The organism is Allobosea sp. Root381 (assembly GCF_001429395.1).
In the GTDB taxonomy this organism is placed as follows: domain Bacteria; phylum Pseudomonadota; class Alphaproteobacteria; order Rhizobiales; family Beijerinckiaceae; genus Allobosea.
In genome coordinates this window covers 1-24,353 of sequence record NZ_LMJT01000016.1, presented here as the reverse complement: position 1 = coordinate 24,353, position 24,353 = coordinate 1, and the positions used below count along the sequence as shown (strand labels likewise).

Below are 24,353 nucleotides of genomic sequence, written 5' to 3'. Positions count from 1 at the left end.
CAACGCTGACAACGAAAAGCCCGACCTCTCGGCCGGGCTCCTGTCGTCCTATGCGCTGGTACATCCGCAGTCGCTGGACAAAGCTTCGCATGGTCCCGCCCGAGGGGGCGGCGCGGGGTTCGTGAGATCGAGCCGAAGGGATGGCGATCACACTACCGAACAAACCATGAATCTCTCTATGTCAGGCGGCGAAACGGTCGTCAACACCTTTCGCGCGCTCCCGTACCTCAATCTGTCTCGGATCAAGATCGACGGGGGTCTGGCGCCCGAAGAGATCGACAAGCACGCGGACAACTTCCAGCCCGAGCACATCGGCCACCGTCGCCTGGAAACTGGCGAACGGACCATCGATAACGACGACGCGGTCGCCCGGTTCGGCATCGAGCCTCCTGACCGGAACGGCCGGCGGGACCGGATGCGCGACTGTGCCCTGATAAGCCGCGACCATCTCGATGATAGCCCGGGGCACGCTGCACCACCCCTGGCTGTTCCGGACAACAGCGACGATTCCATCAATCTCGCGGATGTCCTCGATCGGCCGGCCGTCGATCGTGATGCCAGTCTTTCCATCGGGGCCGACGACAGTCAGCCGCTGCGCGAGCCTCGGCAGACCTGACGCGAAAAGGTAGCGCGGGAACGTCGAGATCAGGTTCTTGATCTCGGGCTTGTTCTTGCGGCGAATGACCCGCTCGAAATGCGGCCAAAACACCTGACACCCGGCCTCCGCCAGCCCATCGGCCGCCTTTGCCTCCCCCCGCGGCGTCGTCCAGACGAGATACCAGAGCTTGGGCTTCTCCGCCGTGCCGAAGTCGAGATCCGACGGCGCCGGCTGCAGCGTCTCGATGATCTCGATCTCAGGGATCGGCCGGGGGCGCTTCTTTTTTCGGGCCATTAGGCTGCTTTCTCGATCGATGGGGGCTGAGGCGTCGGGAAGTACCAGCCCTCGGCCCTGGTCTCGGCGTGCTGGGTGGTGAGGCTCGGCGAGTGCTTCGCAGCCCGGCAGCGGTCATCCCACTCGGGACTATCCCTGGCGATGAAGACCTTGGGCGGGCCGAACGACGGGGTTGCCGTGGTGCGCTCGGCGATCTTGTCCCGCAGAACCTTGCCGTAGAACTTCCATGAGCTGACGGCGCCTTTGGCGGCTGGACGGGCCCGGATGGCGACCAGCACCTCGTCCAGATCGATGCCGCCGCTGAGGATGATCTCCCGGATCGGGGCGAAGTCGCCGAGACGGTCGGAGCCAGCAGCCTCGGTGCAGCGGCGCTCTGCCTCTTCCAAATCGATTTCGGGCAGGCCGGCGGAAGAAGATGCCGGCTTGCCGGTATCTTCGTTTCCTTTTCCCCCTTCCCTTCCTCCTCCATCCTCCATCTGCGGAGGATTTTCCCCATCGGTTCCGGACTGGTTCGGAACCGACCCGACGTATTCGCGCAGTGAGTCCGGGAGTGCGCCGGAACTGTTGGGCTTTTTGGGGCGCTGATACTTCTGGAAGTTCCGGATAGCTCCGTAAGGCTTTCCGGCGTCGAACTGCTGAACGAAGCCAAGGCCAGCCAGCTCAGCCAGAAGATCGGCGACGTTCACAGCGTCGACGGGGAATATCCGAGCCTTGAGCGTGAGGGGCTTCCATTCGAAGACCCCGTCATCCCAAGCCTCTGTCCAGATGCCTATGATCAGCAGGCGCGCATGGGCGCTCGCGGTCATGAAGGCTTCGTCAGTGAATAGGCCAGGGTGGATAGATCGGATGCGCGCCATCAGATATGCCCCCACCTAACCTTGGTCGCCCAATCACAGACCTGCTTGGCGCAAGACCAAGGGTCGCGCCACAGCTCGGCGCCGGTGAAGCGGAATACCGTCATTTTAGCGAGGCTAGCGGCCCGATCGCGAGAGCGGTCCTTGGCGGCCTGTTCCTTTGTCCGCTCGTGAAAATCATGCCCATCGCACTCGATGACGAGTTGACGCCAGTGATCGATGTCGCCTGCCGAGTTGAGAACCGGAGCATCTAAGAGAAAATCGACGCGCCATCCCACAAGCTGCACCTGAGTTCGAAGGAAGATCGAATCCTCCTTATAATCTGCCTCAGATTTCAGGCGTCCTAGATGCCCTTCATCGTGAGCGAAATAGGCCTCTTTTACGCTTACGCCGCCATAGGCGATCACTGCTCTCAGCGCAGTGAACAAAAGCTGCTCAATGGGGGTATCCCCCTTTGCTGTTGAGCGCATGAACTCGACGTGGCTTGCAGCGTGTGAAGCCGCGCGAGATGCGAGCAGTTCATATGGGTCTCGTGTCATTCGTCTTTCCCAAACGGCCAGGCTGCTAGATCTTGCCCGAGTGTCTGCTCGGCGACGATGCGGCTCACGTCAGCGCCTCCGCCTGAAACCGCCCGGACGCAGCCCGCTTCGCGAGGAACCGAACCTGCGCTTCCTTCGTCTCAGGGCGGACACCACCGACGCCGCGCACGTTCTCGCCGGTGGCGTCGTTCTGGCGGCGGATGGCGTGGAGAATGGTCGTGTGGTCGAGGCCTAGAAGCTTGCCGATCCGGAACATCGCGAAATTGGTGTCGCGGGCGACGGTCCAGATCATGATGCGCCGGGCGAGCATGCGATCCTGGCGGCGGCTCTGGCTCAAGATGGCTTCCACCGGGACGGTCGTCTTGAACGACACGCTCTCGATGATCCGGCGCATGTAGCCCGGGCATTGCTCGAATCGGCGACGGGCGGCGGCCTCGTCTACCTCGATCAGCGGGGCTCGCGCCCGCGGTGGCATGCGCAGCCTGATGTCGAGCTCAATCGCTTTGCGCTGGACAGCCTTCGGCGAGCGGCCGAGCGCAGCCGCTATGGCACGGTTGGGATGCTTGCCGGCCATGGCCTCAAGCTTTTCGACGTCACGGTTGGTCCAGAGCTTGCCGGCTTTCGTCATGGCAGAATCTCAATGTCGTCGGTGAGGAGGCTCTTGATCCCCCAGCCAGGGAGGAAGCCGTCGAGCTCGATCATGATGCGGTCGGGAGTGGCGACGCGCTGGCGATAGGCGTTGACCGCCCTGCCCTCCTTGCCGGCGCAGGGGCCGCGGAGGACCCGGATGCGGCGGCCGATGATCGGGTCGCGGGTGTCGGCAGGCTTGGCGGCGGGGCGGCTCATGGCGCGACGCTCCCGCATTCGCAGTGCCACATAAGCACAGACCAGAGGCCGTGCCGGGCGCCGAGGTCGTCAACGACCATCCAGCCGCGCTGATGGAACTCAGGCACGGCATGATGACGGACAAACTGGAAGAGGCCCGTGCGCGTCATAGCTGCATGGCCTCCTGAACGGGCTTGGCGACGGGCTCTAGCTGGAGACGAGGCCTACGCAACTCGTCAGCGATGCGACGGCACGACAGGTCGAACCACTTCGGATCTTGCTCAATGCCGACGAAGGAGCGGCCCAGCCGAACGCAAGCAACGCCCGTAGTGCCCGAGCCCATGAACGGGTCGCAGATGGCTTCTCCGGGCTGGGTAAAGTCCCCCACGATCTCCACCATGAGCGGGACGGGCTTCTCGGTCGGGTGCTCGCCCTGACGCCCTGTGTTGACGCAATGGGTGTAGAGGCCGCGCTTGCCACCGCCGTTCCACCGGCGGTAGCCAGTTCCAGCCCAGCACGTCACAAAGCATTCAGCGGCTCGCGCTGGGCCTTGCCCATTGAAGCGAGGCGACGAGTCCGGCTTCACCCAAAAGCACGTGGTGTCCCATTTGGCTTTGGCGGCCTGCAGGTCGTCGCGCCAAGCACGGACGCCTTCCGCAAGCGTGAATAGGATCACCCATCCCGACGAGGCCTCGACGCATGCTGCAGCGATGTCAGAGCGATCAGCGTTGACGCCCTCAAAGCCGAGGACATCAACGGTGCGTTGCCCGTCATTCCGGATACGATTGATCTTGCCGACAGCAGCGTGCAGTTCGTCTTCATAAGGCGGGTCGCTAATGACGTGGTCGGCCGACAAACCGGGCAGGATGTCGAGACAATCCCCCAGGTACAGTGTCACGTCTTCGGAAAGGTGCTCGACGCGGTTCATCGCGCCCTCGCCCGCTCGCGAGCATTCGCAATGCCGTTGGCGACGGCGGCCTCTGTCGCTTCAAGGCGCCAAGCGATTTCCTTCGTGTCCCGCAGCTCGTCGCGGAACATGATGAGGGCGCGGTCTTCGGTGTCGCGGTCGAGCACGGCCAGCAGCGGCGGGTTGGCCATACTGTGCCGGCTCTCGTAGGCGAGATAGGGCAGCGTGGCCTTGGCTTGGCGACGGGCGGGGAAGCTCATGCCGCGGCCCTCGCCTTGCTGATGCCGAGGCGATTGTCGAGCCATGCCGTTGCCTTCGGGGAGGTGCCGCGCTCGCTGCAGTGCGCGCAGTAGACGCCGCCATCGGTCGGCAGGCCGCAGAAGAACTTCTCGGAGAACGGGGTCGTGCTCGACCAGAGCGGCCAGCGGCAGAGGCCGTTGCGGATGTCGAAGAACCCGACCCGCTTCGGCTGCCATGCTGGGGTCGGCTTGGCAGCGGCGTACTCCTGCAGGGTAAGGCGCTGCCTGGATATCGCCTCGACCTTCGTCCGATCGGACTCGCCGCCGAAGGCGTGGAACTTCTGCACGCCGAACACAGGGGCCGGGGACGTCGGCAGCGCCGGTGCCGGGGATTTGGGAGAAACCGGGGACCTGCGCACCGGCGCAGGCGCACCTTTGCCGAGTTCAATGCCCTTCCGGCGGCACCGGCCGATCACCGCGTTCCGGCTGACGCCTATCATGATGCCGATCGACGCCGCCGTATAATCAGGGGCGAGGATGCGGAGCCGTGCGTCAAGCGTATCGGTCCACTTGAACGCCGGCCTGGGCACTGCCGGCTCGAAGGTCAGGCGCCCGGCCGTGTCGCGCGTCGCAACGATAGGCCTCATGCCTGCTCTCCGAACGACAGGGCTGCATCAGTGCGCGGCCGGCGGAGGAAGGCCGGGATTTCCGGCATCTCTCCGCTGAGTTCGCGCTTGGGCTGGTCCGTCTGGACCGAGGCGCGCGCCGCGATGGCGTTCGCGGCAGCCAGCCCCTTGATGACAGGGCGATCGTCCGCCGCCGGCGAGGGATCGACGGGGAAACGGGCTCCCTCCCCCTCACCGGCTGGCGTGACGAAATGATCGGCTTGCGAGGGCAAGTCTTCCGAGCCAACCCCGGCCTCGCGCTCAGCCGATCCTTCTTGCGGCCTTTCACCGCCCGCTCCTTCGCTCTGGACTGCGGGGAAACTATCCGGGGTGGCTATCTCAGGAACTGGTGCGCCGGATCTCACGGCGCTTCCGACTTCTCCCTCGGATGGGCTCTGACGGGGGGCCGCCTCGCGTGCGGGCACATGCACGTACGTGCGAGGGGATTTGTCGAAAGCCGAGACGTAGAGCTCGACGATGCTGGCACGCTCCTCGGCCGCCGGTGTCTGGGCTTTGTCGCGACCACGGATCTCGCGGATGGCGACGCCCATCGCGGCCTTGTCGAAGCCATGCGACTTCGCCTCGGCGTAGATTTCCTTGATGTCCGCCTTGCGCTCGTCGATCTCGTCGAGGACCGACATGATGCGCTGCATTGTCTGCGCGAGGAGGCCGTCGCTCATGACGCCCTCCGCATCTCATCAACAGCGCGGAGCGATGCGCTCGTGCCCTTGGCTACGCGAACGGCCTCGGCCAGCTTGTGCAGCGCATCGTTGATCGCGGTGTGCTCGTTCGGGGAAACCAAGCCATCCTGGATTGCGTCCGCGACGCGGCCGGACACCTCGCCGAACTCGTCCGCGATACCGGCGAAGGCCGTGACCATGCAGTTGGGAGGGGCCTTGCCCTCGGCGCTCACGAGGCGGAACCCACTCTGAGCCGCCATGACCTCGGACACGCACGGCATGCCGCACTCGGCCTCGAGCTTCATCGCGGCGGTCAGCGTGATGAGGTCGCTGTCCTGAGGATGAGCCCAACGATGCATCTGCGTCTTGGACACGCCCGCGATGGCGCCGGCATCCTCATGAGTGCCGATCATCTTCACCAGCGCTCGCGTCGCCGTCTTGATCCGGAAGAACCATTCGTCTCGTTGCATTGGAGCCTCGAAATCAGGGGATCAGGCCGAAAACTGTCCCGTCGCGGGAAGGCGTCGAAGGCGCGACTGCTCATGCACAGTGGAGTTGCGGAGGTCGCGTGCAGTGGTTTCGGGTTTGGGAATGAACGGCCGGCAGCTTCTGGCGCTGCTGGCGAAGCCGAGAACCGACAGGGTGGCGGTGAACGACAACACCGTTCGCCCTGTCGAAGCTCAGCGGGATATGTTCGGCGAGGAAGGCTCGATCGACGAGCGCCGCCGGCCGAACCGCCGCAAAATGCGAAAACGCCGTGTCGAGTGAAGGCGTCATGCGGCCCTCTCGATCCGACGAGGCACCTCGGCGGGCCAAGCCGACGTCTCCGGCCAATTCTCGGCGAACCAGGCCACGGCGCGATCGTAGGTGCGCAGCGTGATCGTGTTCTCCGACCGGAGCCTCTCTTGAAAGGCTGGATCGTTGATTGCCTGTCGCCAGACAGTCGTGACGCCGATGCCCAGCGCGCCTGCGTAGGCTTCGACCAGGGTCAGCAGATGGCGCTTGAGCTCAGTTTCCATGCTTGTGAAGATAGTTGGAGAAATCCAACTTCACAAGAGGAAAATTCCAACTCGAAGCGCATGGCTGATATGTGGGATATTTCCAACATGTCAGACCTCTTAGATTTCACCCGCCAGCGCCTCGCCGCGACCGGCCGCAACCCGTTTGAGGCTGCCAAGCTCGGCGGACTTGAGCGCAGCTTCGTCAACGACATTCTCATCGAGAAAAAGAAGACTGTTCAGGGCCGCTCTATCGGCAAGCTCGCGCTCGCCTTGGACACATCACCCGAGGCAGTCGTTCAAGCCATGGCCGGCGTCAGCCCGCCCCCTCTTGAACCGAGCACGGTGAAGCAATCGACACCCCGGCCATCGACGCAGACCCGCATCGTCGGGAAGGTCAAAGCCGGCGAGTTCATCGCGGTCGAGGATCTCGGAGACTGGGATGAGCCCCGCTACATTGAGGACACGGTTGACCCGAGGTTCCCGGATGCCCGGCACTTGGCGTTCGATGTCGAGGGCGACAGCATGAACGCGCTGCGGCCGCGGCCGATCATGGATGGTGATCAGGTTTCGGCGCTGGCCTACGAGGACATCCAGGACCGCTACCCGTTGCGCGATGGAATGATCGTGGTCGTCGAGCGCACGAGGCACGGCGGCCTCGAGCGCGAATGGTCTGTAAAGCAGCTCGAAATCTACGAGGACCGCGTCGAGTTTCACCCTCGATCGACGAATTCGAGGCACAAGCCGATCGTCGTGGTCCGCAACAACAGCGCGGACGACGGCGTGAAAGTCGAGATCATCGCCGTCGTCCGCCGCTTGGTCGCCAGTTTCATGTGAGGCGCCTGCTAGATGTCCAATCTAGCCAGCACAGCCTCGATCTCCTGGTGCCGTTCCCGCGAGGGCGGCGAGGCATAAAGTCCGCGCCCTCCCTCCCCGGCCTCACCCAGGATCGGAATGATCGCGGGACGATTTCCGAGGCTCATATCGACGACCGAGAACGAGAGGCCGGGCAGAGCTTCGCCTAAGCGCGCCTCCGTCCGCCCTTTGTCCTCGATCCATGCCTTCAACCGCCCCGACGGCGGGAAGAGGCTGTACTCAGTCGTCTCCGGAAGGCCGTCGTGCCAGAGCTTCATGCTGCGATCTCCTCGTCGATCGGCAATTGCTTGATAGCGACGATCGTGCCGATGGCGCTCTGGCACGGCGTGCACCAATAGCGCTGCTGTGCGAGGAATGCGCTGTCCGATAACTCGTCGATATCGCGGGGCGCATCATCGACGTCCGGGACATCGAGCGTCTTGAATACGTTCCGCTCGCAATTGTGGCAGCGGTAGTGAAGCTGGAAGCGGGCAACAATTCCTTCGGCAGACGGCATCGGCGGTACTCCAACTGGGATGCGTCAACGTGACTCATTAATGAGAACATAACAAGAACGATTTCCGATTAACTGATTCGCCTCCTGACTCCGGACGTCAGTAGGAATTTTCCAACTTACTAATTGACAGTTGGAAATCTCCAACTTATGTTCTCTCCATCAACGGAGAGACGCGATGTCCCGCCCCCGCTTCATTCCCCAGACCGACGTCGAGGTTGCGGCTTGCTGCTTCGTCAGCGGCGCCCTGGCTGCGCTGACCCCGGTCCGAGAGTTCTACGAGATCGAGCCGGTCTCCGGCCTCGGCGTCGGCTCCTATGAGCGCGCTCGGCATTGCGAGCGGGAAATCGCTCGCATCGACCGCGAGGACAAGCTGGCGACGCTCGACCGTTGCCTCGCCCTGATCGCGGCGCGCCGCGACATCACCCAATTCCTTGAAGCAGCGGAGTGAGGACGATGAACCTCCAGACGATCAAACGCGATCACTACGCCCATTACGTTTCGCGGGCGCTCTCCGAGGTTGCCAGAGCGGCGCGCGCCACGACCGAGGGCACGCGGTCTATCTCCCTCGCTTTCGCTTACCGCGATCTGCGGCAGGCCCTCCGCTGGGCGAATGCCATCGGTGATCGCGCCCTACGCAGCTTCTGCCTGCGCGTCCTCAACTGGCTGCGTGCTGATCTGCGGAGGGCTGCTTGATGGAAACCCGCACCCTCTGGATTCCCGAGCGCTCTGACCGACTGGCGCTGCTGATCGCGCAGAAGGTCCAAGACGGCACCGTCCCCTGCCTCGCTCAATACCTCGACGAGGATCGCGCCAAGGCTTCGGCCGAGACGCTCGCGAAAGTTCATCGCGACCCGGACTACAAGGCGCGATGCGTCGTCATCGAATGGCGCGCGGTGGATGACGGCTACATCGCCGTGCCTCGTATCGTCGAGCGGCTTGGATCGCTGGCCGCCATGCTCTTCATCGTGATCGGCGGGCCGTTCGCCGTCGGCTGGGGGACGCTGCTGTGATCCGCGCCCTCGCCCATCAGGCGCTGTCCGCCTTCCTCTCCTGGCGCCGTAAACGCCGGGAGGCCAAGGCCGCGTCCGAAAGCGCTCGCCGCCTTGCGGCGGCCAATCCCGAGATACAGCGGCTTCGCGCCGAGATCGCTGCCCGCGCCCGAAAGCATCGCGCGGTCCAGCCACTTCGCCGGCAGTTGCACGCCCTCATGATCGCCCAGCTCGCCAAGGAGCAGGGCCGCACCTTCACCGACAGGAGCTTCGGATGAACGCACATAGCGACATCGCCAAGGTTCAGCGCGAGCTCGACGCGGCGAAGGTGCTGCGCGAGCAGATCGCCGACCTTGCGCAAGGCGACGAGGACTTCATCCGCGACACGCTGGAGGGCGAAGCAGATTTCGAGGGCATCGTCCGGTCGCTGCTCGCCGGCATCGGCGAGGACGAGGCGATGGCTGATGGCATCGACGTCTACGTCAAGGAACTCGCCGGCCGAAAGGATAGGCTGGCCAGTCGCGCCAAGCTCAAGCGCTCGCTGATCTGCACTGCGCTGGAGATCGCCGGCCGCAAGACGATCGAGACCGACGTCGGCACCGTGACGCTCTCGGCTGTGAAGCCGAAGGCGATCGTGATCGAAGAGGCCGACATCCCGGCCGAGTTCTTCAAGCCGCAACCGCCGAAGCTGGATCAGGCCGCGCTGTCCGCCGCACTGCGCGATGGCCGCGAGGTCAAGGGCGCCAACCTCTCCAACGGCGGCACCACCATCCGCATTCTGAGGAAGTGACCATGAACGCTGTCGTCAACCTGCGCCCGGCCGACTTCACGAACACGCAGCTCACGCTGATCCGCAACACGGTCGCGGCCGACACGAACCAGAACGAGTTCGACTTGTTCATCCACACGGCGAGGCATCTGCGGCTCGACCCGCTGCGCCGGCAGATTTACGCCTTCGTCTACAACAAGACGAACGCCGCCAAGCGCAAGATGTCGATCATCGTCGGCATCGACGGCTTCCGCGCCATCGCTGACCGGACGGGCAACTATCGCCCCGACGAGGAAGAGCCGACTTTCGAGATCGACCCTGCGCTGCGCGGGCAGTCGAACCCGGCCGGCATCGTCAAGGCAACGGTGCGAGTGTGGAAGCACTCGCACGGCTCCTGGCACAAGGTCACGGCTTCCGCCTTCTGGGAGGAGTACGCCCCGCTCAAGGAAGGCTGGTCGGAAACCGTCGAGACGCAGAACGGCACATGGCCGGATGGCAACCCGAAGATGGTGTCCAAGCCGGCGCCGGGCGCGACGCGCATTAGCACCCTCGACACGTCGGGCCAGTGGGGGAAGATGCCCCGCGTCATGCTGGCGAAAGTCGCCGAGGCTCTGGCGCTGCGCAAGGCTTGGCCGGACGATTTCAGCAACGTCTATGCCGATGAGGAGTTCGACCGCACCCGCGCGCAGGACGTGACGGCATGGGAAGCTGCTGAGCAGGGCGCGACCGAAAAGCGGCTCGCTCAGATCGGCCAGGGCCAGACGGTCATGTTCCAGTTCGACCCGGTCGGGCCGCTGGAACCTGTCCCGCTCGGCAAGGTGGCGGATCGCATCGCGGAGTTCGTCAGGAAAAACCGCGAGGAAGTCAGCGCCATCGGGCTTTTCGAGAGCCGTAACCGTCACGCGCTGCGCGACTTCTGGGCTCGACAGCCCGGCGACGCGCTCGAGGTCAAGCGGATGATCGAAGGCGCCATGGCCGGCGCCGGGGCTGGTGCGGAATGAACGCCGCACTTCCATTCCGCTGGACGGGCGACGCAATGGTGCCTCTGCCCTCCTTCGCGAAGCGCTGCGATGCCGAGTTCGTCGTCGGCGTCGTCTACAACCTCGAGGCTATCGAGGAGCGCTCGGCCGCCTCGCATCGGCACTATTTCGCTTCGGTGAACGAGGCCTGGCAGAACCTGCCCGAGGGCCTGGCCGATCAGTTCCCGACCAGCGAGCACCTTCGCCGCTGGTGCCTGATCCGTGCCGGCTACCGGCAGAGCCGTGACGTCGTCGCCTCGAGCAAGTCCGAGGCCCAGCGCATCGCGGCCTTCGTCAAGCCAATGGACTCCTACGCCGTCGTCACCACCCGCGAATGCGTCGTCACCGTCTGGACGGCCGAGAGCCAGTCGATGAAGGCGATGGGCAAGCAGCGGTTCCAGGAGAGCAAGGATGCGGTGCTGAGCCTGCTCGGCCTGATGATCGGGACGGACCCAGTCGAGATAGGGAGGGCCGCGGCGTGAGCAGTCATTGGCGAGCCGAGGCCCGGCAGGCGATCGAGGCGGCTATTGCCGCGCTCCCGAAGGATGCCAGCTTTGCTGACAAGAAGCGCGCGATCGACACGGCCTATCCGTTTGGGCCGCGCCAGTACCACCCGTACAAGATCTGGCTGAGCGAACGGAAGGTGTGGCTAGCGCGGATGAGCGATGCGCCTGCCGGCCCGCTGCTGAGCCCGCTCGACCGCGCGCGTGCTGCGTATATCGCGGCCGAAGGCAAACGGCCATGAGGCGCGAGTTCTCCCGCAAGCTTCGCGCCGAGATCGTGCTTCGCGCCACCAACCGCGACGGCTTTGTCTGCTGCGAAGAATGCGGCCTGGTCCTCGGCAAGAAGCCCTACGAGGTCGACCACACGACGCCCGAGGCGCTGGTCATGGACAAGACCAAGCCGCTGACGGCGGACGACGGGAAGCTTCTCGGCAAGGACTGCTGCCATACCCCGAAGACCGTCGACGACATCCGCCGCATCCGCAAGGCCGACCGCCAGCGCGACCGGCACACCGGCGCCATCGTGAAGACAGCCCGCCCCCTGCCCGGCTCCAAGGCCTCCGGCTGGCGCCACCGCATGAACGGAACATGGGAGAGACGATGATGAGCGAGACCCCGGCGCGCCCCAAATACCGCGACCCGCAGATCGTTGCTGCCGCGGTCAACGACGTATTGGATGACGTGACCCGTTGGCTGGGTGCCGATGCGCGCGACCCCGAAGCGGTCAAGCGGGACCTGATCCGCTGTGCCGATGATGATGCTTATCGCTTTGCGAAGAACCTCGACGACCGCGCCTATTGGTATCCCGACTCCGACCTCGTCGAAATTCTCGACGGCTATTCGACCTGGTCCGCGCGCGACAAGGCGACGAAGGAATGGGTTTCCGCCCACAACATCACGGTTCCGCACGCCATCGGCGACGTGGTCACCCTGCGCGGCCAGTCTGCACGCATCGTCGACATCCGCGCTGCCACGGCAGAGATCATCGCCCAGCCTGTAGAGCCTGACGGGCAGAACTACGGGGATACGGGCGGCTGGGTACATGCTGCCGAAGACGCCAAGCCGGTCGAGGTGCCGGCATGACCTTGGAAGGCTTCACCGCCGGCTTCATCACCGCGCTCGCGATGTGGGGTCTGCTTCGCGCGGCGCTGTGGATGGCCCGCTCACACAAGAGCGACGCCACCTCACCCGAAGACCAGTTCCTCAACCCTACGGTGGAGAGGCGGTATCGGAGGGCGGGGGAGTGACGCAGCCAACGCACGAACCCAAGGCTCTTGAGGCGATGAGAGGGCCAATGATCTTTCGGCTCTCTGCCGAGCAGGGGCACCGCTGCGCGTTCTGCGGCGTCGAACTGCGTCTTCCAGGCTGCGAGCCCAAGCCGAAGTGGCCGCGCTCCACGACTGGAGCGCGGCGCTCCTACCGCTATCGGCTAGCGACGAGGGATCACATCGTTCCGCAGTGCGATGGCGGCAGCAACGGCTGGGATAACCTCGTTGCGGCATGCCTCTGGTGCAACGGTTATCGAGGCAACCAGCCAGCTGAAATAGCTTTTGCGAGGATCGAAGACCGCGTCCGCAGGGGGTATCACCCGCACCAGCGGTTCGCCGTCACAGGTCAGTGGCCCAAAGGTCTTCAGAACATGAGGACGGTACATAAGGCCCCCACCCCCACCCACCCGGGTGCACCATGACGCGCGCTCAGGTGGTGCCGGCGCTTCTCAGGCTGGGCGAAGCTGCTGGCTATCTCGGTATCGGAGAAACCCGGCTCCGCGAGCTCGTCCATGAAGGCAAGGTCAGATGGATCGACCTGTCTGGCGGTGACAAGCGCCGCGCCATGCGATTCCATAGGTCCGATCTGGACGACTTCATTGCCGCATCACGGAGGCAGGCACCATGTCCGTCTACAAGCCCCCTGGCGCGGTCAACTACGTCTACGACTTCGAGTTCAATGGCACTCGATTTCGCAAGTCTGCGCGAACAGCGTCAAAACGAGAAGCTGAGGTTGTTGAGCGAAAAGCGCGCGAAAGGGCCAAGCGCGACGCCGAGCGTCAGGCGCTAACGCAAGCCGCTTTCAAAGGCGAAGGCCCTCTGACGCTTGGCGTAGCCACCGCCCGCTGGTGGCAGGAAAAAGGGCAGCACAACACCAACTCGGAGACGGACTTCCACAACCTGGCGCGCATGGTTGCCTGGTTCGGAGAAGACCGCCGGCTGGACGATATCACCGACCCCGACATCACCGCATGGGTAGCGGCGCGCCGCGGCGAACGGATCAAGGGCCGCGAGACGCTGAAGGACAAGTCCCCCGCCCCGCTGGTGAAGCCCGCCACAGTGAACCGCTCTACGGTCGAGGCGTTGAGGAAGCTGTTCACCTACGCCCGGAAGAAATGGAAGATCCGCTATTCGAGCGAGCCGGAGTGGCGCGAGCACCGCGTGCCGGAGCCGGGCGAGCAAGTTGCTGAGCTGACCTTCGTGGATCAGGAGCGCGTTCGCGCCCATCTGACGGAGGGATACCGGGAAGCCGCCATGTTCGCGCTGGCTAGCGGTTTGCGGCTGAACAACTGCCTCCTGAAATGGTCCGAGATCGATTGGGAAGGCGGCCGGCTCAAGGTCACACAAAAGGGCAACCGCACGCACACGATGCCGCTCTCCCGCGATATGCGAGCGATACTGAGCACTTGTATCGGCCATGACGAAACGTGGGTTTTCACCTTTCCGCTGCGCCGGAGATCGAAGCAGCGCCGGGTGCTCGGAGAGAGGTTCCCCGTCACCTATTACGGACTGCAAATCGCTTGGCGGCGCGCCGCAGAGGAGCTTGGGATTGACCTGACGTTCCACGGCCTGAGGCACACGACTGGAACCCGCATCCTTCGCCAGACCGGCAACATCAAGGCTGCTCAGAAGGTGCTGGGACACGCCAGCGCGGCTACGACGAGCGCCTATTACGCGCACGCCACGGAAGACGACGTGCGCAACGCTCTCGACGCGACCCCCCTTAATAGCCCCCGTATTGAAGCGCCTCAGCCCAAAAAGCGCCGCCGCAGCAAGGAGATAGAGTGATGGAACACTTTGCTGGGGGACAAGGGGTCGGAGGTTCGAATCCTCTCGCTCCGACCATAAATCTCAATTATATCAGTATCTTGAACGTGGGGTCGCAAACGGCCCATCCGGTTGATTCGGAACGAAACGAGACTGAAACGGAACTTTCGGGACAGAGAAACCCGACAAAGTCCCGACGCGGCTTCCTGCTCGCGCAGCAAAGCGAGAATCCGTTCGGGGTCGCTCGACATCTCGATCCTCCTGCCAGTGCCCGCAGGACCGACAAAGCCGTAGAACGTCCCGACGCGCAGCTCTGCCCATTGGTGACGTCTGAAACGTCCGGTTTGGGCAAGCTCGTTCAGTGATAGGCAACACCACTGGAGTTGCCTATTCCAGACATCTGGGACGTTCGTCTGCCAGCGCCTCAGCCGGGCGACAGGCCGGGCAGCAGGATTGGCCCGTTGTACCAGCTCGGACCAACCTGTGTGGCGATCGGGCGGTGCGCTGCGCTGGTCAAGTCAACTTCGCTACCGGCAGCGAAAAGATTGGCGAGCGTGGCTCCCGTTTCGCAAAGCCAAGCCAATTTCACGCTGATGGATCGCACTACCTTTCCGGCGGAGGCGTCACGCTGTCGCTTCGAACGGGTGGTGGCAGCGGAACATCCCCCCGGCCGCGGCGGTCTGCTCCGGCATCTCCGTCCGGCAGATGTCACTCGCCCGCGGGCAGCGCGGGTTGAACGGGCAGCCTGGCGGCGGCTCGACCGGGTTCGGCGGCTCGGCGATCGCCTCCGACCATGACGGGCGCCGGCCCGGCGTCGGCGGCAGCACGGCGTCGAGCAGCGAGCGCGTATAGGGATGGCGCGGCCGCGCGAAAAGCTCCTCGGTCCGCCCTGTCTCGACCACCGTGCCGAGATACATCACCGCCACCCGCTCGGCCATGTGGTAGACCACGGCGAGGTTGTGGCTGATCAGCAGCACGGTCAGCCCGAGCTTCTTCTGCAATGCGCCGATCAGGTTGATGATCTGCGACTGCACGGAGACGTCGAGCGCCGAGGTCGGCTCGTCGCAGATCAGGATGCGTGGCTGCCCGATCAGCGCCCGCGCGATGGCGACGCGCTGGCGCTGCCCGCCCGAGATCTGGCTCGGATAGGCGTTGAGCAGATGCGGCGGCAGGCCGACGGCCTGCATCATCTCCGCCACCGCCGCCTGCCTGCTGCGGGCATTGCCCTCGCCACGCACGACGAGCGGCGCCGCGATGATGCTGCCGAGCGTCTGGCGCGGATTGAGCGAGGAATACGGGTCCTGGAAGACCGGCTGGATCAGCCCGGCCCGCTCGATGCGGTGATAGGACGCGATCGGCTTGCCGGCGACCGCGACGGTGCCGCTGCTCGGCGCCTCGATGCCGAGCATCAGCCGCGACAGCGTGGTCTTGCCGCAGCCGGATTCGCCGACGATCGCAACCACCTCGCCCTGCTCGACCTCGAGATCGATGCCACGGAGCGCCCGCAGCGTGCGCCGTTCGCCATGGAAGGAGACCGGGTAGTCGCGCGTCGCGCCGACGATGCTCAGTGCGGCCTGCGCGCTCACGACACCACCTCGCCTTGCTCTTCGAAACCCGGTTCGTCCACCCGCTCCGCAACGGGGCGGATGCAGCGGAGGGCGCGGTCTCCATCCTGCGGCAACAGCGGCACGGGCGCGGCGCAGACGGGCCGCGCATAGGGGCAGCGCTCCATGAACAGGCAGGCTTTCACCTCGCCGGTCGGCGGCGGCACGATCCCGGCGATCGAGCCCAGCAGAGCGCCCCGCGCGGTGCGTCCCGGCGTCGGGATCGCCTGCAGCAGGCCCTCGGTATAGGGATGCGCCGGGGCGGTCAGGACCTCGGCGGTATCGCCGGTCTCGACCACCTGGCCCGCATACATCACCGCGACACGGTGGGCCATCGTCGCCACCACGCCGAGATCATGCGTGATCAGGATGATGCCGACGCCGGTCTCATCCTGCAGCTGCGCCAGCAACCCGAGGATCTGCGCCTGGGTGGTGACGTCGAGCGCCGTGGTCGGCTCGTCGGCGATGATCAGGTCGGGCTCGCAGGACAAGGCCATCGCGATCATCACGCGCTGGCGCAGGCCGCCGGACAGCTGGTGCGGATACTGCTCCAGCCGCGCCGCCGGCGACGGGATGCCGACCCGAGCGAGCAGCGACACCGCCCGCTCGCGCGCCTGCGTCCGGCCGATGCCCAGATGCGTGCGCATCACCTCGGTCATCTGGCTGCCGATGGTGTAGCAGGGATCGAGCGAGGTCATCGGATCCTGGAAGATCATCGCGATGCGCGGGCCGCGCAGCTTGCGCCACTCCGCCTCGCGCAAACCGATCAGCGGCTGGCCGTCGAAGCTCAGTCGGGCGGCGTCGACGCGGCCCGGCTTCGGCACCAGCCCCATCAGCGAGAGCGCGGTGAGACTCTTGCCGCAGCCGGATTCGCCGACAATCGCCAGCGTCTCGCCGCGCTTGACCGAAAGCGCGATGCCGCGCACCGGCTGCAACACGCGGCCCTGCGCGGTCGGGATCGTGATCTTGAGGTCGTCGAGCTCGATGAGTGCACTGTCCGTCAGGGTGCTCATGCCCGGCCCTCCGGCGCGACCACGTCGCGCAGCGCATCGCCGAGCAGGTTGATCGCCAGCACCAGCGTCACCAGCGCGACGCCGGGGATCGCGATCAGCCAGGGGCGGAACAGCAGCTGGTTCTTCGATTCCGCCACCATCAGCCCCCAGGAGGCGAGCGGCGGCTTGACGCCGAGGCCGAGGAAGGAGAGCGCGGCCTCCAGCAACACGGCATGCGCGACCTCGACGGTCGCGACCACGATCAGCGGCCCGACGATGTTGGGCAGGATCTCGACCAGCAGGATGCGCGGCGTCGAGGAGCCGATGGCACGCGCCGAGATGACGAAGTCGCTATGCGCCAGCCGCTGCGTCGCGCTGCGGGTCACCACCGCGAACCTGTCCCAGAGCAGAAGCCCGATCACGACGACGAGCACGGTGAGCGAGGAACCGACGACCGCGACCACGACGAGCGCGACCAGCACCACCGGAAGCGTCAGCCGGATCGTGATCAGGAAGTTGATGACGAGGTCGACCCGGCCGCCGAAATAGCCGGCGGCCATGCCCATCGCGGTGCCGATCAGGCCCGAGACCAGCACCGTCGCGAGGCCGATGAACATCGAGACGCGGGCACCGTCGACCAGCCGCGCCAGCAGGTCGCGCCCGAGCTGGTCCGTGCCGAGCGGATGCGCCCAGCTGCCCCGTACGTCCCAGACCGGCGGGACGAGGCGGGCGCTGAGATTCTGCGCGACCGGGTCGAGCGTGAACAGCGGCCCGACGAGCGCGACCAGCAGGATCAGCAGGATCGCGCCGCCGCCGAACCAGAAGCTGCCATGCCGCAACAGGCGGTGCAAAGCGAGTCGGCGGGGGCTCATCGCCGTGAGTGTCGCCGCCGTCATGAGATGCGGATCCTCGGATCGATCAGGGCATTCAGGAGGTCGGCCAGCAGCGTCAGCAGCGCATAGATCAGCGCGATCACCAGCAGGATGGACTGGATCACCTCGATGTCGGAGCGCTGGATCGACTGCCAGGCGAGCAGGCCGAGCCCCTTCAGCGAGAACACCGTCTCCACGACGATCGAGCCGCCGAGCATGAAGCCGAGCTGCACCGCCGCCAGCGAGACGACCGGGATGATGGCGCTGCGCAACGCATGCAGCAGCACGACGCGCCAGGCCGGCAGGCCATAGGCGCGGGCCGTGCGGACATGGTCGGACTGCAGCACGTCGATCATGCCCGAGCGGGTCAGCCGCATCAGCGCGGGCGCCGCGTAATAGCCGAGCGTCACCGAGGGCAGCACGAAATGCAGCCAGGTCGTCGAGCCGGAAATCGGCAGCCAGCGCAGCTGCACGCCGAAGATGTAGACCAGCAGCAGCGCGAACAGGAAGGACGGCAGAGCCTGCCCGGCGACCGCCAGCCCGAGCGCGAAACGGTCGATCACCGTGTCGCGATAGAGCCCGGCGAGGATACCGAGCGGGATCGAGAGCAGCAGCGCGAAGGCGAGAGCCGACAGCCCGAGCTTGGCGGTGACCGGCGCATGCTCGGCCAGCACGGTCACCACCGGCTGGCGCAGATAAAAGGACCGGCCGAACTCGCCCGACAGGATCTTGCCGAGCCAGGCGAAATACTGCGTGTGGATCGGCTGGTCGAAGCCGTAGAGCCGGCGGATCGATTCGACATCCGCAGGCGAAGCCCCCTCGCCCGCCATCGCCGCGGCGGGATCGCCGGAAAGATGGACGAGCGAGAAGGCGAGCACCGAGGTACAGGCGATCACCAGCAGGGTGACGAGCAGTCGCCGCGCGAGAAAGCGTAACATGATGTTCGATCAGACTGCGGCGACCGCTTCCATGCTCACTTCTTCCAGCGTGCCAGATAGAAGTGGGCCAGTTCGTCCGGCGTCACCGGCATCTCGAGCTCGGCATTGAAGGCATAGGTCCGGCCGTAGCTGAACAGCGGCACCATATAGGCCTGCTCGTTGATGCGGGCGAGCGCCTTGCCGTAGAGCTCCTTGCGCTTCTCCGGGTCGACGCTGGTGTCCGCCGCCTGCAGCCAGTCGCGCACCTGCTCGTCGCGGGCATAGTCGTCGATGCTGAACTTGAAGTAGTTGCTGACCGAGGCCGAGGCGTCGAGCACGCCCTGCGAACCCCAGCTCAGATGCGCCACCTCGGCCTTGCCCTCCTGCAGGATGGGGCGCAGCGCGCGCCACTGCAGGTAGCGCAGATCGGTGTTGATGCCGACGGCGCGCAGATAGTTCATCACTGCTTCCGTATAGGGCCGGTCGCGATAGGCGTAGATCGGGATCGTGAAGCCGTCGGGATGCCCGGCCTCCTTCAGCAGCGCCTTGGCCTTGGCCGGGTCATAGGCATATTCCTCGGTTTTGGTGTCGCAGCCGAACTGGCGCGCGTCGCACATGAAGCGCAGCACCTCGGACCCCTCGCCGACCAGCTCCCGCGAGATCGCCGCCCGGTCGATGGCGTGGAACATCGCGCGGCGGACGCGGACATCCTTCATCGGGTTGTCGCCGGAGCGGCCCGCCGCATCGAGCGAGAGGAACGACATGCGCGTCGTCGGCGCGGCCTTGACCGTGACGTTCGGCATCGCGCCGAGTTGCTTGGCGTTCTCGGACGGTACGCCCCAGATCCAGTCGAGCCCGCCGGTCACGAGCTCGGCAAGCTGCGTGTCGGTGTCGGGGATGGTCTTGTAGATCAGCGTGCCGATCGACGGCTTGCCCTTCGGGCTGTCAGCGAAATAGGCCTCGTTCTTGACCAGCGTCACCGAGGAGCCGGACTTGAACTCCTTGAGGTTGTAGGGGCCGATGCAGACCGGCTGGACAGCGCCCCAGTCGCGCCGCGGCTTGCCGCCGGTGTTGACGGTCGGCGCCTTGTCGTAATGCCCTTCGGGATAGATCGGCGTGATGCCGGAGAAGTATTCGATCGCGGCCGGCGTCGGCGCCTTGGCCTTGAAGATCACCGTATCGGCGCTCGGCGCCTCGACATTCTCGATCCAGTCGACCAGCAGGCGGGTGACGACGCCGCTGTCGGGCTGGCGGGCATGGTTGTAGGTGTAGGCGACGTCGGCCGCCGTCAGTTCCTTGCCGTTCGAGAATTTCAGCCCCTTGCGCAGCTTGAACTCGAGCGTCTTGTCGTCGATCCAGCGATAGCCGGTCGAGAGCAGCGGCTTGTATTCGCCCTTGATCGGATCACGATACATCAGCGTGTCGCACATCTGCTGCGCGATGATCACGACCTCGCGCAGGTTCTGGTAGTAGAGATCGACCGTGTCGACCTCGCTGGCTGAGGCGAAGACCAGCGTGTCGTCCGCCTTGCCGGCCTGGGCCGCGCCGGCACCGAGGCCGAGCGCCGCCGCGACGGTCAATGCCGCCGCCATGTTTCGAGTCGTCATCATCGTTCCCCTCCGTCCCGTTTCAGGATCAGTATCCGCATCCCGGCCATCTCCTCATGGCCGGGGCGCGGTCCGTTGTGACCTTCTCAGACTGCGGGCCTCACCGGCAATCTGATCGTCGAATTCGTTGCCCCGCCGCGATGCAGCGTCAGCTTCGGCGGCCGGCCATGCGGCACCTGCCCGCAATGATCGGCATCGGCGCCCGCGATCGCGATGCGGATGCGGCTGCCCGCCCTGAAGGTCCATGACGTCGGCAGCAGTGCAAAATGCAGGCGCTGCGGCTCGCCGACCGGCATCGGTGCGGCATCGGCCCGCGTGAAGTTGCGGAACGGCCAGGTCGTGCGGTGTTCGGCCGGGCACTCGCTCTCCTTGCGATGCAGCGCACGCAGCAGCCCCTCGGTGACGTAGCGCACGGTGCCGTCGGCCTCGACCTCCGAGAGATAGACGAAGATTGCGGCGTCGGGCTCGCTCGACGACACCTGCAGATCGGCGATCACATGTCCTGAAACCTGCCAGTCCCGATCCAGCGGCGCGGAATCGTAGCGCAGCATCGCCTCGTCGCGGCCCTTCCAGTCGATGTAGTAGTCGCGGCTGTCGATCGCCGCGATGCGCTCATAGCGGGTCTGGCCGCCGGTGCCCTTGCTGAAATCGACCTGGTATTCGTCCGCGCCGTCCGCGCCGGCCTGCGGCAAGAGCCGCGAACCTTCGTCGAGATGCAGCGTCTCGCTTGTCTCGACCGGCGGCCAGGAGGCGGCCTCCTGCCAGGCTTCCTCATGCATGGTGTAGTAGTGGATCGGCGCCTCGTTCCGGAGCCCGGTATCGAGCTCCATCAGGTACTCGTCGAAGAAACGCAGCACCTCGCCGACGATCGGGAAATCGGGCTCCACCCGCGGCCGCCAGGGCGAGCAGTCGATGCGCGCGCCATGGTCCCAGGGGCCGAGCAGCAGATGGCGCTTGGCGTTCGGCAGCGTCAAGAAGCGGCTGATCGAGCCGTTGGCGTAGCCCGCGCCGTCCATCCAGCCCGAGACCGAATAGACCGCGACCTCCGGGTCGATCCCCTCATAGAAGCCATAGGGGCTGAACTTCGCCGAGGTGAAGTCCGGGTCGTAGGGCAGCGTATCGCCCTTGAATTTGAACTCGGTGATGAAGTCCGGCATGTGAAAATTGCCGATATGCTCGGTGATCGCCTGCCGGCAGAGCGCTCCGTCCGCATCCTCGTCCACCGGCTGCGGGCCGGCATAGTTCGGGTTGGCGTAGTAGGAGATGTTCTTCAGCAGGTCGCGCCGGTCGTGGTCCATCGCGATCATCAGGTCGTCATAGACCCGCGCCAGCTCCTTCAGCAGGATGCCGCCCGGATAGTAATGGTCCGAATAGGTGTCCCAGACCGCGAAGAGCGGCGCGATCGCCTTCACCGCCTTGTGGCCCGTGCTGGCGAGGAAGTCCGATGCCGCGCCGAGATAGGACACGCCGGTCGCGCCGATCGCGCCGTTCGACCAGGGCTGCGCCACGATCCAGTCGGCGATGTCGCGACAATCCTCGCGCTCGCGCGGCGAACGGAAGCTGTCGCGCGTGCCGAAGCTCGCCCCCGTGCCCCGCACGTCGATGACGACCAGCGCATAGCCCGCCGGCACGAAATTGTCGCGGTAGCGGAAGGAGCCGGGCGTGACCTCGTCGCCCTTGCTCGAATCCGCCAGCGCGAAACGGCGATAATAGGGAGTGAAGATGGTGATCGCCGGGAACGGCCCCTCGGCCGCCACGCCTTCGGGCGTCTGCGGCAGATAGACGTCGACCGCGAGCCGGCAGCCATCCGGCATCGTAACATACTGCGAGAACGGCTTCTTCGAGACGCCATAGGGGCGCTTGCGGTCCTTCAGATAGGCCTGCGGCATCACGCGCCAGGCCGGTTTCTCGGTCGCCATCACAATCGCCCGTCTCGCACCGTTCCAGTTCGAAGGTGGAGCGTCGCAACCCTCGACATATGCGTCAAATGCGTAATAAAGAGAAAATCATGCTTATTTCGCATATCGACTGAGACGAGTGGCGGCGCTGCGCGGCCTGGAGGCGCTGAGAGCCTTCGTCGAGACGGGCACCGTATCGCGGGCCGCGACGAGGCTCGGCCGCACCCAGCCGCAGATCGGACGACTGCTCAGTGCGCTCGAGAGCGAACTCGGCTTCCAGCTTTTCGACCGGCAGAACAAGCGCCTGAGCCTGACCGCCGAAGGCCGCGAGTTCTACCAGCACGCGGAGCGGCTGCTGCAGGGACATGATGGACTTGAACGCTTCGCCGCCCAGTTGCGCCGTGGTGGGCGCCACCACATCCGTGTGCTCGCCGCACCGCATGTTGCCGAGGCCATCGTCATCGATGCAGTGGCCAAGCTCTCTCGAAGCGACCCACGCATCACGGCTAGCGTCGATTCACGCGTCCGCATCGATATCGACAGCTGGCTCGGCCAGGAGCACTTCGATCTTGCTATAACCGTTCTCCCGATCAGCCACGCCGGCTTCGAGACCGAAGAATTCTTGCGTGTTGAGGCCGTGGCCGCCATGGCGGAAAGCCACCCGCTGGCGCGGCTGGAAGCGGTTACGGTCTCGGACCTTGCCAAGACCAGCTTCATTGCGACCCACCGCCGCTCGCTGATCCAGAAAGAGATAGAACGCCAGGCGGACGAGACAGGAGTTACGCCCGAATCGCGCTTCGAAACGCAGAGCGGCATGATTGCATGCCAGCTCGCAGCGCGTGGCCTCGGCTGTTGCGTCGCGGACCCCTTCGTCGCGCATTCGAGCGGAACGCCCGGCTTGATCTTCCGGCCGTTCCGCCCCGCCATCGAACTGCGCTACGGCTTCGTTTTCCCCGCCTGGCAAAGCCGTTCGCGATTGGGCCGAGAGCTCTCGGGTGCGATCGCAGAGCGGGCGAAAGCACTTTGGAGCACGATAAGGACGTCTTTCGGCTAATTTGCCGAAGCAGCGGTTCGAGATGATAGCCCGCCCTATGAGCGGGGCGCCGGATTGAATGTCCGCTCATTGACCATGGCCCAACGCCAGCTATTGACGCTGCGCACCCACTCACATGTGGCGGAGACCGATCTTGCCCAGGAGCGGCAGGATCTCGTCGCGCGCTGCGATCCGATGCGCACGGGCCTTGAGCTGCGCCTGCGCGGGATCGCCGAGCGCTATCGCGGCGATCAGGTCGCGATGGGCGTCAGCCGAGTGATCTAGACGGTTCCGCAGCCTCAAGGTCAGCATGCGAGCCCGGTGGGCCTGATCGGTCACCGTCTGGAAGATGCGCCTCAGCCTGCCATTGCCGCAGCGCTCAACCAGAAGCTGGTGGAAGCGATCATCGGCGGCCGCCCAGCCATCGAGGTCGTCGCGGGCAAGGCTTTCATCCATGGCGGCAGTGGCGTCGGCGAGCGCGCCGACAACCGCGCTCCGCGTCACCTCCGGCAGTGCCGCGAGCAGTTCGGCGGCCATCGCTTCCATCGCAATGATCACGTCGTAGATCTCGCGGACGTCATCCAGTGCGAGCGGGCAGATCAGCACGCCACGCTTGGGCAACACCCGGACCAACCCGTCCTCCTGCAGCCGGATTATCGCCTCGTGCACGGGCGTGCGGCTCATGCCGAGCCGCACGGCGATCTCCTGCTCGGAACCCTGATAGCCGGGCGGAAACACGGTGTTGCGGATCGCCCGTTTGAGCGCGGCGTAGGCCTCGTCGACCAGCGAGCCGCGCCGGCCGCCATCAAGATCGGACCTGCGAGCAAGTTCGTCCATGCCACCCTCCGACAGCCGAGTGACCATGCGCCGCTCTTCCATGCAAGCAGAAATGGATGATTGACAGCAGCGGCATCCGGCGCCACGACTTCAACATGCAAGCTTCCATGGAAGACATGGGAAGACGATCGGAGCGCCGCCATACGGCGCCAACATGGGGAGAGATACCGATGAAGCGATTGCTGTTAGTGGCCTGCCCCCTGAAAAGTGGCCCTCCCTGAAGTAGGCTTTTTGAGCCTTTGGAGGATGCCCGCGATGCCGCAGAAGAAGCACAAGCCTGAAGAGATCGTCGCGAAGCTGCGGCAGG

The 24,353-nt window shown here is 65.2% G+C and carries 34 protein-coding genes; 15 read left to right on the top strand and 19 right to left on the bottom strand.

The window, feature by feature from the left end; genetic code table 11:
* Positions 1-181 precede the first annotated feature (181 nt).
* The 10 genes from ASE63_RS14745 to ASE63_RS14700 all read right to left on the bottom strand — a co-directional run bounded on the left by ASE63_RS14745 (position 182) and on the right by ASE63_RS14700 (position 6,014).
* The gene (locus ASE63_RS14745; protein ID WP_056802387.1) at positions 182-892 is read right to left on the bottom strand and encodes a transcription termination/antitermination NusG family protein; all 711 of its coding nucleotides are present in this window, start codon (positions 890-892) and stop codon (positions 182-184) included.
* Positions 892-1,698, bottom strand: a complete 807-nt coding sequence (locus tag ASE63_RS14740) for a hypothetical protein (RefSeq protein WP_156410365.1) — start codon at positions 1,696-1,698, stop codon at positions 892-894. The genes ASE63_RS14745 and ASE63_RS14740 overlap by 1 nt, the downstream gene beginning before the upstream one ends.
* A 50-nt stretch (positions 1,699-1,748) precedes the next feature.
* On the bottom strand, positions 1,749-2,285 hold the full coding sequence (locus ASE63_RS14735; RefSeq protein ID WP_156410364.1) for a hypothetical protein: 537 nt from the start codon (positions 2,283-2,285) through the stop codon (positions 1,749-1,751).
* A 64-nt stretch (positions 2,286-2,349) separates the two neighbouring features.
* A complete protein-coding gene (locus tag ASE63_RS14730) occupies positions 2,350-2,913 on the bottom strand; it encodes a helix-turn-helix domain-containing protein (protein ID WP_056802382.1) in 564 nt (187 codons plus the stop codon).
* Positions 2,910-3,131 carry a hypothetical protein gene (locus tag ASE63_RS14725; RefSeq protein WP_056802380.1) on the bottom strand — a complete coding sequence of 74 codons (222 nt, stop codon included), beginning with the start codon at positions 3,129-3,131 and terminating at the stop codon, positions 2,910-2,912. Before ASE63_RS14725 ends, ASE63_RS14730 begins: the two co-directional genes overlap by 4 nt.
* Before the next feature lie 145 nt (positions 3,132-3,276).
* Complete coding sequence (locus ASE63_RS14720; protein ID WP_056802378.1) at positions 3,277-4,038, bottom strand: DNA methyltransferase; 762 nt, start codon at positions 4,036-4,038, stop codon at positions 3,277-3,279.
* Positions 4,035-4,277: a hypothetical protein gene (locus ASE63_RS14715; RefSeq protein ID WP_056802376.1), complete on the bottom strand. Its 243-nt coding sequence runs from the start codon at positions 4,275-4,277 to the stop codon at positions 4,035-4,037. The genes ASE63_RS14720 and ASE63_RS14715 overlap by 4 nt, the downstream gene beginning before the upstream one ends.
* Positions 4,274-4,903, bottom strand: coding sequence for a GcrA family cell cycle regulator (locus tag ASE63_RS14710; protein ID WP_056802375.1), 630 nt, complete (start codon positions 4,901-4,903; stop codon positions 4,274-4,276). The genes ASE63_RS14715 and ASE63_RS14710 overlap by 4 nt, the downstream gene beginning before the upstream one ends.
* The gene (locus ASE63_RS14705; protein ID WP_056802373.1) at positions 4,900-5,601 is read right to left on the bottom strand and encodes a GapR family DNA-binding domain-containing protein; all 702 of its coding nucleotides are present in this window, start codon (positions 5,599-5,601) and stop codon (positions 4,900-4,902) included. Before ASE63_RS14705 ends, ASE63_RS14710 begins: the two co-directional genes overlap by 4 nt.
* Positions 5,598-6,014 (bottom strand): phage regulatory CII family protein, encoded by a 417-nt coding sequence (locus ASE63_RS14700; protein ID WP_348271357.1) that lies wholly within the window; start codon positions 6,012-6,014, stop codon positions 5,598-5,600. The genes ASE63_RS14705 and ASE63_RS14700 overlap by 4 nt, the downstream gene beginning before the upstream one ends.
* Before the next feature lie 178 nt (positions 6,015-6,192).
* On the opposite strand from ASE63_RS14700, the gene ASE63_RS27275 reads away from it, so the two are divergent.
* A complete protein-coding gene (locus tag ASE63_RS27275; RefSeq protein ID WP_156410362.1) occupies positions 6,193-6,369 on the top strand; it encodes a hypothetical protein in 177 nt (58 codons plus the stop codon).
* Positions 6,370-6,506: 137 nt separating this feature from the next.
* The gene (locus ASE63_RS14690; protein WP_156410361.1) at positions 6,507-7,436 is read left to right on the top strand and encodes a S24 family peptidase; all 930 of its coding nucleotides are present in this window, start codon (positions 6,507-6,509) and stop codon (positions 7,434-7,436) included.
* An 8-nt stretch (positions 7,437-7,444) separates the two neighbouring features.
* Here ASE63_RS14690 and ASE63_RS14685 read toward each other — a convergent pair whose 3' ends face one another.
* Positions 7,445-7,732, bottom strand: a complete 288-nt coding sequence (locus ASE63_RS14685; protein ID WP_056802366.1) for a hypothetical protein — start codon at positions 7,730-7,732, stop codon at positions 7,445-7,447.
* Positions 7,729-7,971: a hypothetical protein gene (locus tag ASE63_RS14680; protein WP_056802364.1), complete on the bottom strand. Its 243-nt coding sequence runs from the start codon at positions 7,969-7,971 to the stop codon at positions 7,729-7,731. Before ASE63_RS14680 ends, ASE63_RS14685 begins: the two co-directional genes overlap by 4 nt.
* Positions 7,972-8,146: 175 nt before the next feature.
* Here ASE63_RS14680 and ASE63_RS14675 point away from each other — a divergent pair, with 175 nt between their 5' ends.
* The 12 genes from ASE63_RS14675 (at position 8,147) to ASE63_RS14620 (ending at position 14,307) form a co-directional block, all read left to right on the top strand.
* The gene (locus tag ASE63_RS14675) at positions 8,147-8,419 is read left to right on the top strand and encodes a hypothetical protein (protein WP_056802362.1); all 273 of its coding nucleotides are present in this window, start codon (positions 8,147-8,149) and stop codon (positions 8,417-8,419) included.
* 5 nt (positions 8,420-8,424) lie between these two features.
* Positions 8,425-8,664, top strand: coding sequence for a hypothetical protein (locus ASE63_RS14670; RefSeq protein WP_056802360.1), 240 nt, complete (start codon positions 8,425-8,427; stop codon positions 8,662-8,664).
* Entirely contained in the window at positions 8,664-8,981 is a 318-nt protein-coding gene (locus tag ASE63_RS14665; protein WP_056802359.1) for a hypothetical protein, read from the top strand. Before ASE63_RS14670 ends, ASE63_RS14665 begins: the two co-directional genes overlap by 1 nt.
* On the top strand, positions 8,978-9,238 hold the full coding sequence (locus tag ASE63_RS14660) for a hypothetical protein (protein WP_056802357.1): 261 nt from the start codon (positions 8,978-8,980) through the stop codon (positions 9,236-9,238). Before ASE63_RS14665 ends, ASE63_RS14660 begins: the two co-directional genes overlap by 4 nt.
* Positions 9,235-9,750 (top strand): siphovirus Gp157 family protein, encoded by a 516-nt coding sequence (locus ASE63_RS14655; RefSeq protein ID WP_056802356.1) that lies wholly within the window; start codon positions 9,235-9,237, stop codon positions 9,748-9,750. The genes ASE63_RS14660 and ASE63_RS14655 overlap by 4 nt, the downstream gene beginning before the upstream one ends.
* A 2-nt stretch (positions 9,751-9,752) precedes the next feature.
* Positions 9,753-10,730, top strand: coding sequence for a phage recombination protein Bet (gene bet, locus ASE63_RS14650; RefSeq protein WP_056802355.1), 978 nt, complete (start codon positions 9,753-9,755; stop codon positions 10,728-10,730).
* A gap of 35 nt (positions 10,731-10,765) precedes the next feature.
* Positions 10,766-11,230, top strand: coding sequence for a hypothetical protein (locus tag ASE63_RS14645; RefSeq protein WP_200962570.1), 465 nt, complete (start codon positions 10,766-10,768; stop codon positions 11,228-11,230).
* Positions 11,227-11,493 carry a hypothetical protein gene (locus tag ASE63_RS14640; protein ID WP_056802352.1) on the top strand — a complete coding sequence of 89 codons (267 nt, stop codon included), beginning with the start codon at positions 11,227-11,229 and terminating at the stop codon, positions 11,491-11,493. Before ASE63_RS14645 ends, ASE63_RS14640 begins: the two co-directional genes overlap by 4 nt.
* Positions 11,490-11,855 carry a hypothetical protein gene (locus tag ASE63_RS14635; RefSeq protein ID WP_056802336.1) on the top strand — a complete coding sequence of 122 codons (366 nt, stop codon included), beginning with the start codon at positions 11,490-11,492 and terminating at the stop codon, positions 11,853-11,855. Before ASE63_RS14640 ends, ASE63_RS14635 begins: the two co-directional genes overlap by 4 nt.
* Positions 11,852-12,334: a hypothetical protein gene (locus ASE63_RS14630; RefSeq protein WP_056802334.1), complete on the top strand. Its 483-nt coding sequence runs from the start codon at positions 11,852-11,854 to the stop codon at positions 12,332-12,334. Before ASE63_RS14635 ends, ASE63_RS14630 begins: the two co-directional genes overlap by 4 nt.
* Positions 12,331-12,498, top strand: a complete 168-nt coding sequence (locus tag ASE63_RS27270) for a hypothetical protein (protein ID WP_156410360.1) — start codon at positions 12,331-12,333, stop codon at positions 12,496-12,498. The genes ASE63_RS14630 and ASE63_RS27270 overlap by 4 nt, the downstream gene beginning before the upstream one ends.
* A gap of 645 nt (positions 12,499-13,143) precedes the next feature.
* Positions 13,144-14,307 carry a tyrosine-type recombinase/integrase gene (locus tag ASE63_RS14620; RefSeq protein WP_056802331.1) on the top strand — a complete coding sequence of 388 codons (1,164 nt, stop codon included), beginning with the start codon at positions 13,144-13,146 and terminating at the stop codon, positions 14,305-14,307.
* Between the two features lie 602 nt (positions 14,308-14,909).
* On the opposite strand, the gene ASE63_RS14615 is transcribed toward ASE63_RS14620, so the two are convergent.
* From ASE63_RS14615 to ASE63_RS14590, 6 genes are all read right to left on the bottom strand, one after another.
* Positions 14,910-15,872 (bottom strand): oligopeptide/dipeptide ABC transporter ATP-binding protein, encoded by a 963-nt coding sequence (locus ASE63_RS14615; protein ID WP_082609957.1) that lies wholly within the window; start codon positions 15,870-15,872, stop codon positions 14,910-14,912.
* Positions 15,869-16,903: an ABC transporter ATP-binding protein gene (locus ASE63_RS14610; protein WP_056802329.1), complete on the bottom strand. Its 1,035-nt coding sequence runs from the start codon at positions 16,901-16,903 to the stop codon at positions 15,869-15,871. The genes ASE63_RS14615 and ASE63_RS14610 overlap by 4 nt, the downstream gene beginning before the upstream one ends.
* On the bottom strand, positions 16,900-17,778 hold the full coding sequence (locus tag ASE63_RS14605) for an ABC transporter permease (protein ID WP_056802327.1): 879 nt from the start codon (positions 17,776-17,778) through the stop codon (positions 16,900-16,902). Before ASE63_RS14605 ends, ASE63_RS14610 begins: the two co-directional genes overlap by 4 nt.
* Positions 17,775-18,692 (bottom strand): ABC transporter permease, encoded by a 918-nt coding sequence (locus ASE63_RS14600; protein ID WP_056802324.1) that lies wholly within the window; start codon positions 18,690-18,692, stop codon positions 17,775-17,777. The genes ASE63_RS14605 and ASE63_RS14600 overlap by 4 nt, the downstream gene beginning before the upstream one ends.
* Before the next feature lie 35 nt (positions 18,693-18,727).
* Positions 18,728-20,281 (bottom strand): ABC transporter substrate-binding protein, encoded by a 1,554-nt coding sequence (locus ASE63_RS14595; RefSeq protein WP_200962568.1) that lies wholly within the window; start codon positions 20,279-20,281, stop codon positions 18,728-18,730.
* Between the two features lie 83 nt (positions 20,282-20,364).
* Entirely contained in the window at positions 20,365-22,197 is a 1,833-nt protein-coding gene (locus ASE63_RS14590; RefSeq protein ID WP_056802320.1) for a CocE/NonD family hydrolase, read from the bottom strand.
* Between the two features lie 118 nt (positions 22,198-22,315).
* Between ASE63_RS14590 and ASE63_RS14585 the strand changes: the two genes are divergently transcribed.
* A complete protein-coding gene (locus ASE63_RS14585) occupies positions 22,316-23,230 on the top strand; it encodes a LysR family transcriptional regulator (RefSeq protein WP_056802316.1) in 915 nt (304 codons plus the stop codon).
* A 111-nt stretch (positions 23,231-23,341) separates the two neighbouring features.
* Here the strand turns inward: ASE63_RS14585 and ASE63_RS14580 are convergent, their stop codons facing one another.
* Positions 23,342-24,046, bottom strand: coding sequence for a GntR family transcriptional regulator (locus ASE63_RS14580; RefSeq protein ID WP_056802735.1), 705 nt, complete (start codon positions 24,044-24,046; stop codon positions 23,342-23,344).
* Between the last annotated feature and the right edge of the window lie 307 nt (positions 24,047-24,353).

What these genes read in the sequence shown, in the direction of transcription:
- ASE63_RS14745 (WP_056802387.1), bottom strand. Translation starts at nt 892, where the DNA reads ATGGCCCGAAAAAAGAAGCGCCCCCGGCCGATCCCTGAGATCGAGATC.
- ASE63_RS14740 (WP_156410365.1), bottom strand. Translation starts at nt 1,698, where the DNA reads ATGACCGCGAGCGCCCATGCGCGCCTGCTGATCATAGGCATCTGGACA.
- ASE63_RS14735 (WP_156410364.1), bottom strand. Translation starts at nt 2,285, where the DNA reads ATGACACGAGACCCATATGAACTGCTCGCATCTCGCGCGGCTTCACAC.
- ASE63_RS14730 (WP_056802382.1), bottom strand. Translation starts at nt 2,913, where the DNA reads ATGACGAAAGCCGGCAAGCTCTGGACCAACCGTGACGTCGAAAAGCTT.
- ASE63_RS14725 (WP_056802380.1), bottom strand. Translation starts at nt 3,131, where the DNA reads ATGAGCCGCCCCGCCGCCAAGCCTGCCGACACCCGCGACCCGATCATC.
- ASE63_RS14720 (WP_056802378.1), bottom strand. Translation starts at nt 4,038, where the DNA reads ATGAACCGCGTCGAGCACCTTTCCGAAGACGTGACACTGTACCTGGGG.
- ASE63_RS14715 (WP_056802376.1), bottom strand. Translation starts at nt 4,277, where the DNA reads ATGAGCTTCCCCGCCCGTCGCCAAGCCAAGGCCACGCTGCCCTATCTC.
- ASE63_RS14710 (WP_056802375.1), bottom strand. Translation starts at nt 4,903, where the DNA reads ATGAGGCCTATCGTTGCGACGCGCGACACGGCCGGGCGCCTGACCTTC.
- ASE63_RS14705 (WP_056802373.1), bottom strand. Translation starts at nt 5,601, where the DNA reads ATGAGCGACGGCCTCCTCGCGCAGACAATGCAGCGCATCATGTCGGTC.
- ASE63_RS14700 (WP_348271357.1), bottom strand. Translation starts at nt 6,014, where the DNA reads ATGATCGGCACTCATGAGGATGCCGGCGCCATCGCGGGCGTGTCCAAG.
- ASE63_RS27275 (WP_156410362.1), top strand. Translation starts at nt 6,193, where the DNA reads ATGAACGGCCGGCAGCTTCTGGCGCTGCTGGCGAAGCCGAGAACCGAC.
- ASE63_RS14685 (WP_056802366.1), bottom strand. Translation starts at nt 7,732, where the DNA reads ATGAAGCTCTGGCACGACGGCCTTCCGGAGACGACTGAGTACAGCCTC.
- ASE63_RS14680 (WP_056802364.1), bottom strand. Translation starts at nt 7,971, where the DNA reads ATGCCGTCTGCCGAAGGAATTGTTGCCCGCTTCCAGCTTCACTACCGC.
- ASE63_RS14675 (WP_056802362.1), top strand. Translation starts at nt 8,147, where the DNA reads ATGTCCCGCCCCCGCTTCATTCCCCAGACCGACGTCGAGGTTGCGGCT.
- ASE63_RS14670 (WP_056802360.1), top strand. Translation starts at nt 8,425, where the DNA reads ATGAACCTCCAGACGATCAAACGCGATCACTACGCCCATTACGTTTCG.
- ASE63_RS14665 (WP_056802359.1), top strand. Translation starts at nt 8,664, where the DNA reads ATGGAAACCCGCACCCTCTGGATTCCCGAGCGCTCTGACCGACTGGCG.
- ASE63_RS14655 (WP_056802356.1), top strand. Translation starts at nt 9,235, where the DNA reads ATGAACGCACATAGCGACATCGCCAAGGTTCAGCGCGAGCTCGACGCG.
- bet (WP_056802355.1), top strand. Translation starts at nt 9,753, where the DNA reads ATGAACGCTGTCGTCAACCTGCGCCCGGCCGACTTCACGAACACGCAG.
- ASE63_RS14645 (WP_200962570.1), top strand. Translation starts at nt 10,766, where the DNA reads ATGGTGCCTCTGCCCTCCTTCGCGAAGCGCTGCGATGCCGAGTTCGTC.
- ASE63_RS14635 (WP_056802336.1), top strand. Translation starts at nt 11,490, where the DNA reads ATGAGGCGCGAGTTCTCCCGCAAGCTTCGCGCCGAGATCGTGCTTCGC.
- ASE63_RS14630 (WP_056802334.1), top strand. Translation starts at nt 11,852, where the DNA reads ATGATGAGCGAGACCCCGGCGCGCCCCAAATACCGCGACCCGCAGATC.
- ASE63_RS27270 (WP_156410360.1), top strand. Translation starts at nt 12,331, where the DNA reads ATGACCTTGGAAGGCTTCACCGCCGGCTTCATCACCGCGCTCGCGATG.
- ASE63_RS14620 (WP_056802331.1), top strand. Translation starts at nt 13,144, where the DNA reads ATGTCCGTCTACAAGCCCCCTGGCGCGGTCAACTACGTCTACGACTTC.
- ASE63_RS14610 (WP_056802329.1), bottom strand. Translation starts at nt 16,903, where the DNA reads ATGAGCACCCTGACGGACAGTGCACTCATCGAGCTCGACGACCTCAAG.
- ASE63_RS14605 (WP_056802327.1), bottom strand. Translation starts at nt 17,778, where the DNA reads ATGACGGCGGCGACACTCACGGCGATGAGCCCCCGCCGACTCGCTTTG.
- ASE63_RS14600 (WP_056802324.1), bottom strand. Translation starts at nt 18,692, where the DNA reads ATGTTACGCTTTCTCGCGCGGCGACTGCTCGTCACCCTGCTGGTGATC.
- ASE63_RS14595 (WP_200962568.1), bottom strand. Translation starts at nt 20,281, where the DNA reads ATGATGACGACTCGAAACATGGCGGCGGCATTGACCGTCGCGGCGGCG.
- ASE63_RS14590 (WP_056802320.1), bottom strand. Translation starts at nt 22,197, where the DNA reads ATGGCGACCGAGAAACCGGCCTGGCGCGTGATGCCGCAGGCCTATCTG.
- ASE63_RS14580 (WP_056802735.1), bottom strand. Translation starts at nt 24,046, where the DNA reads ATGGACGAACTTGCTCGCAGGTCCGATCTTGATGGCGGCCGGCGCGGC.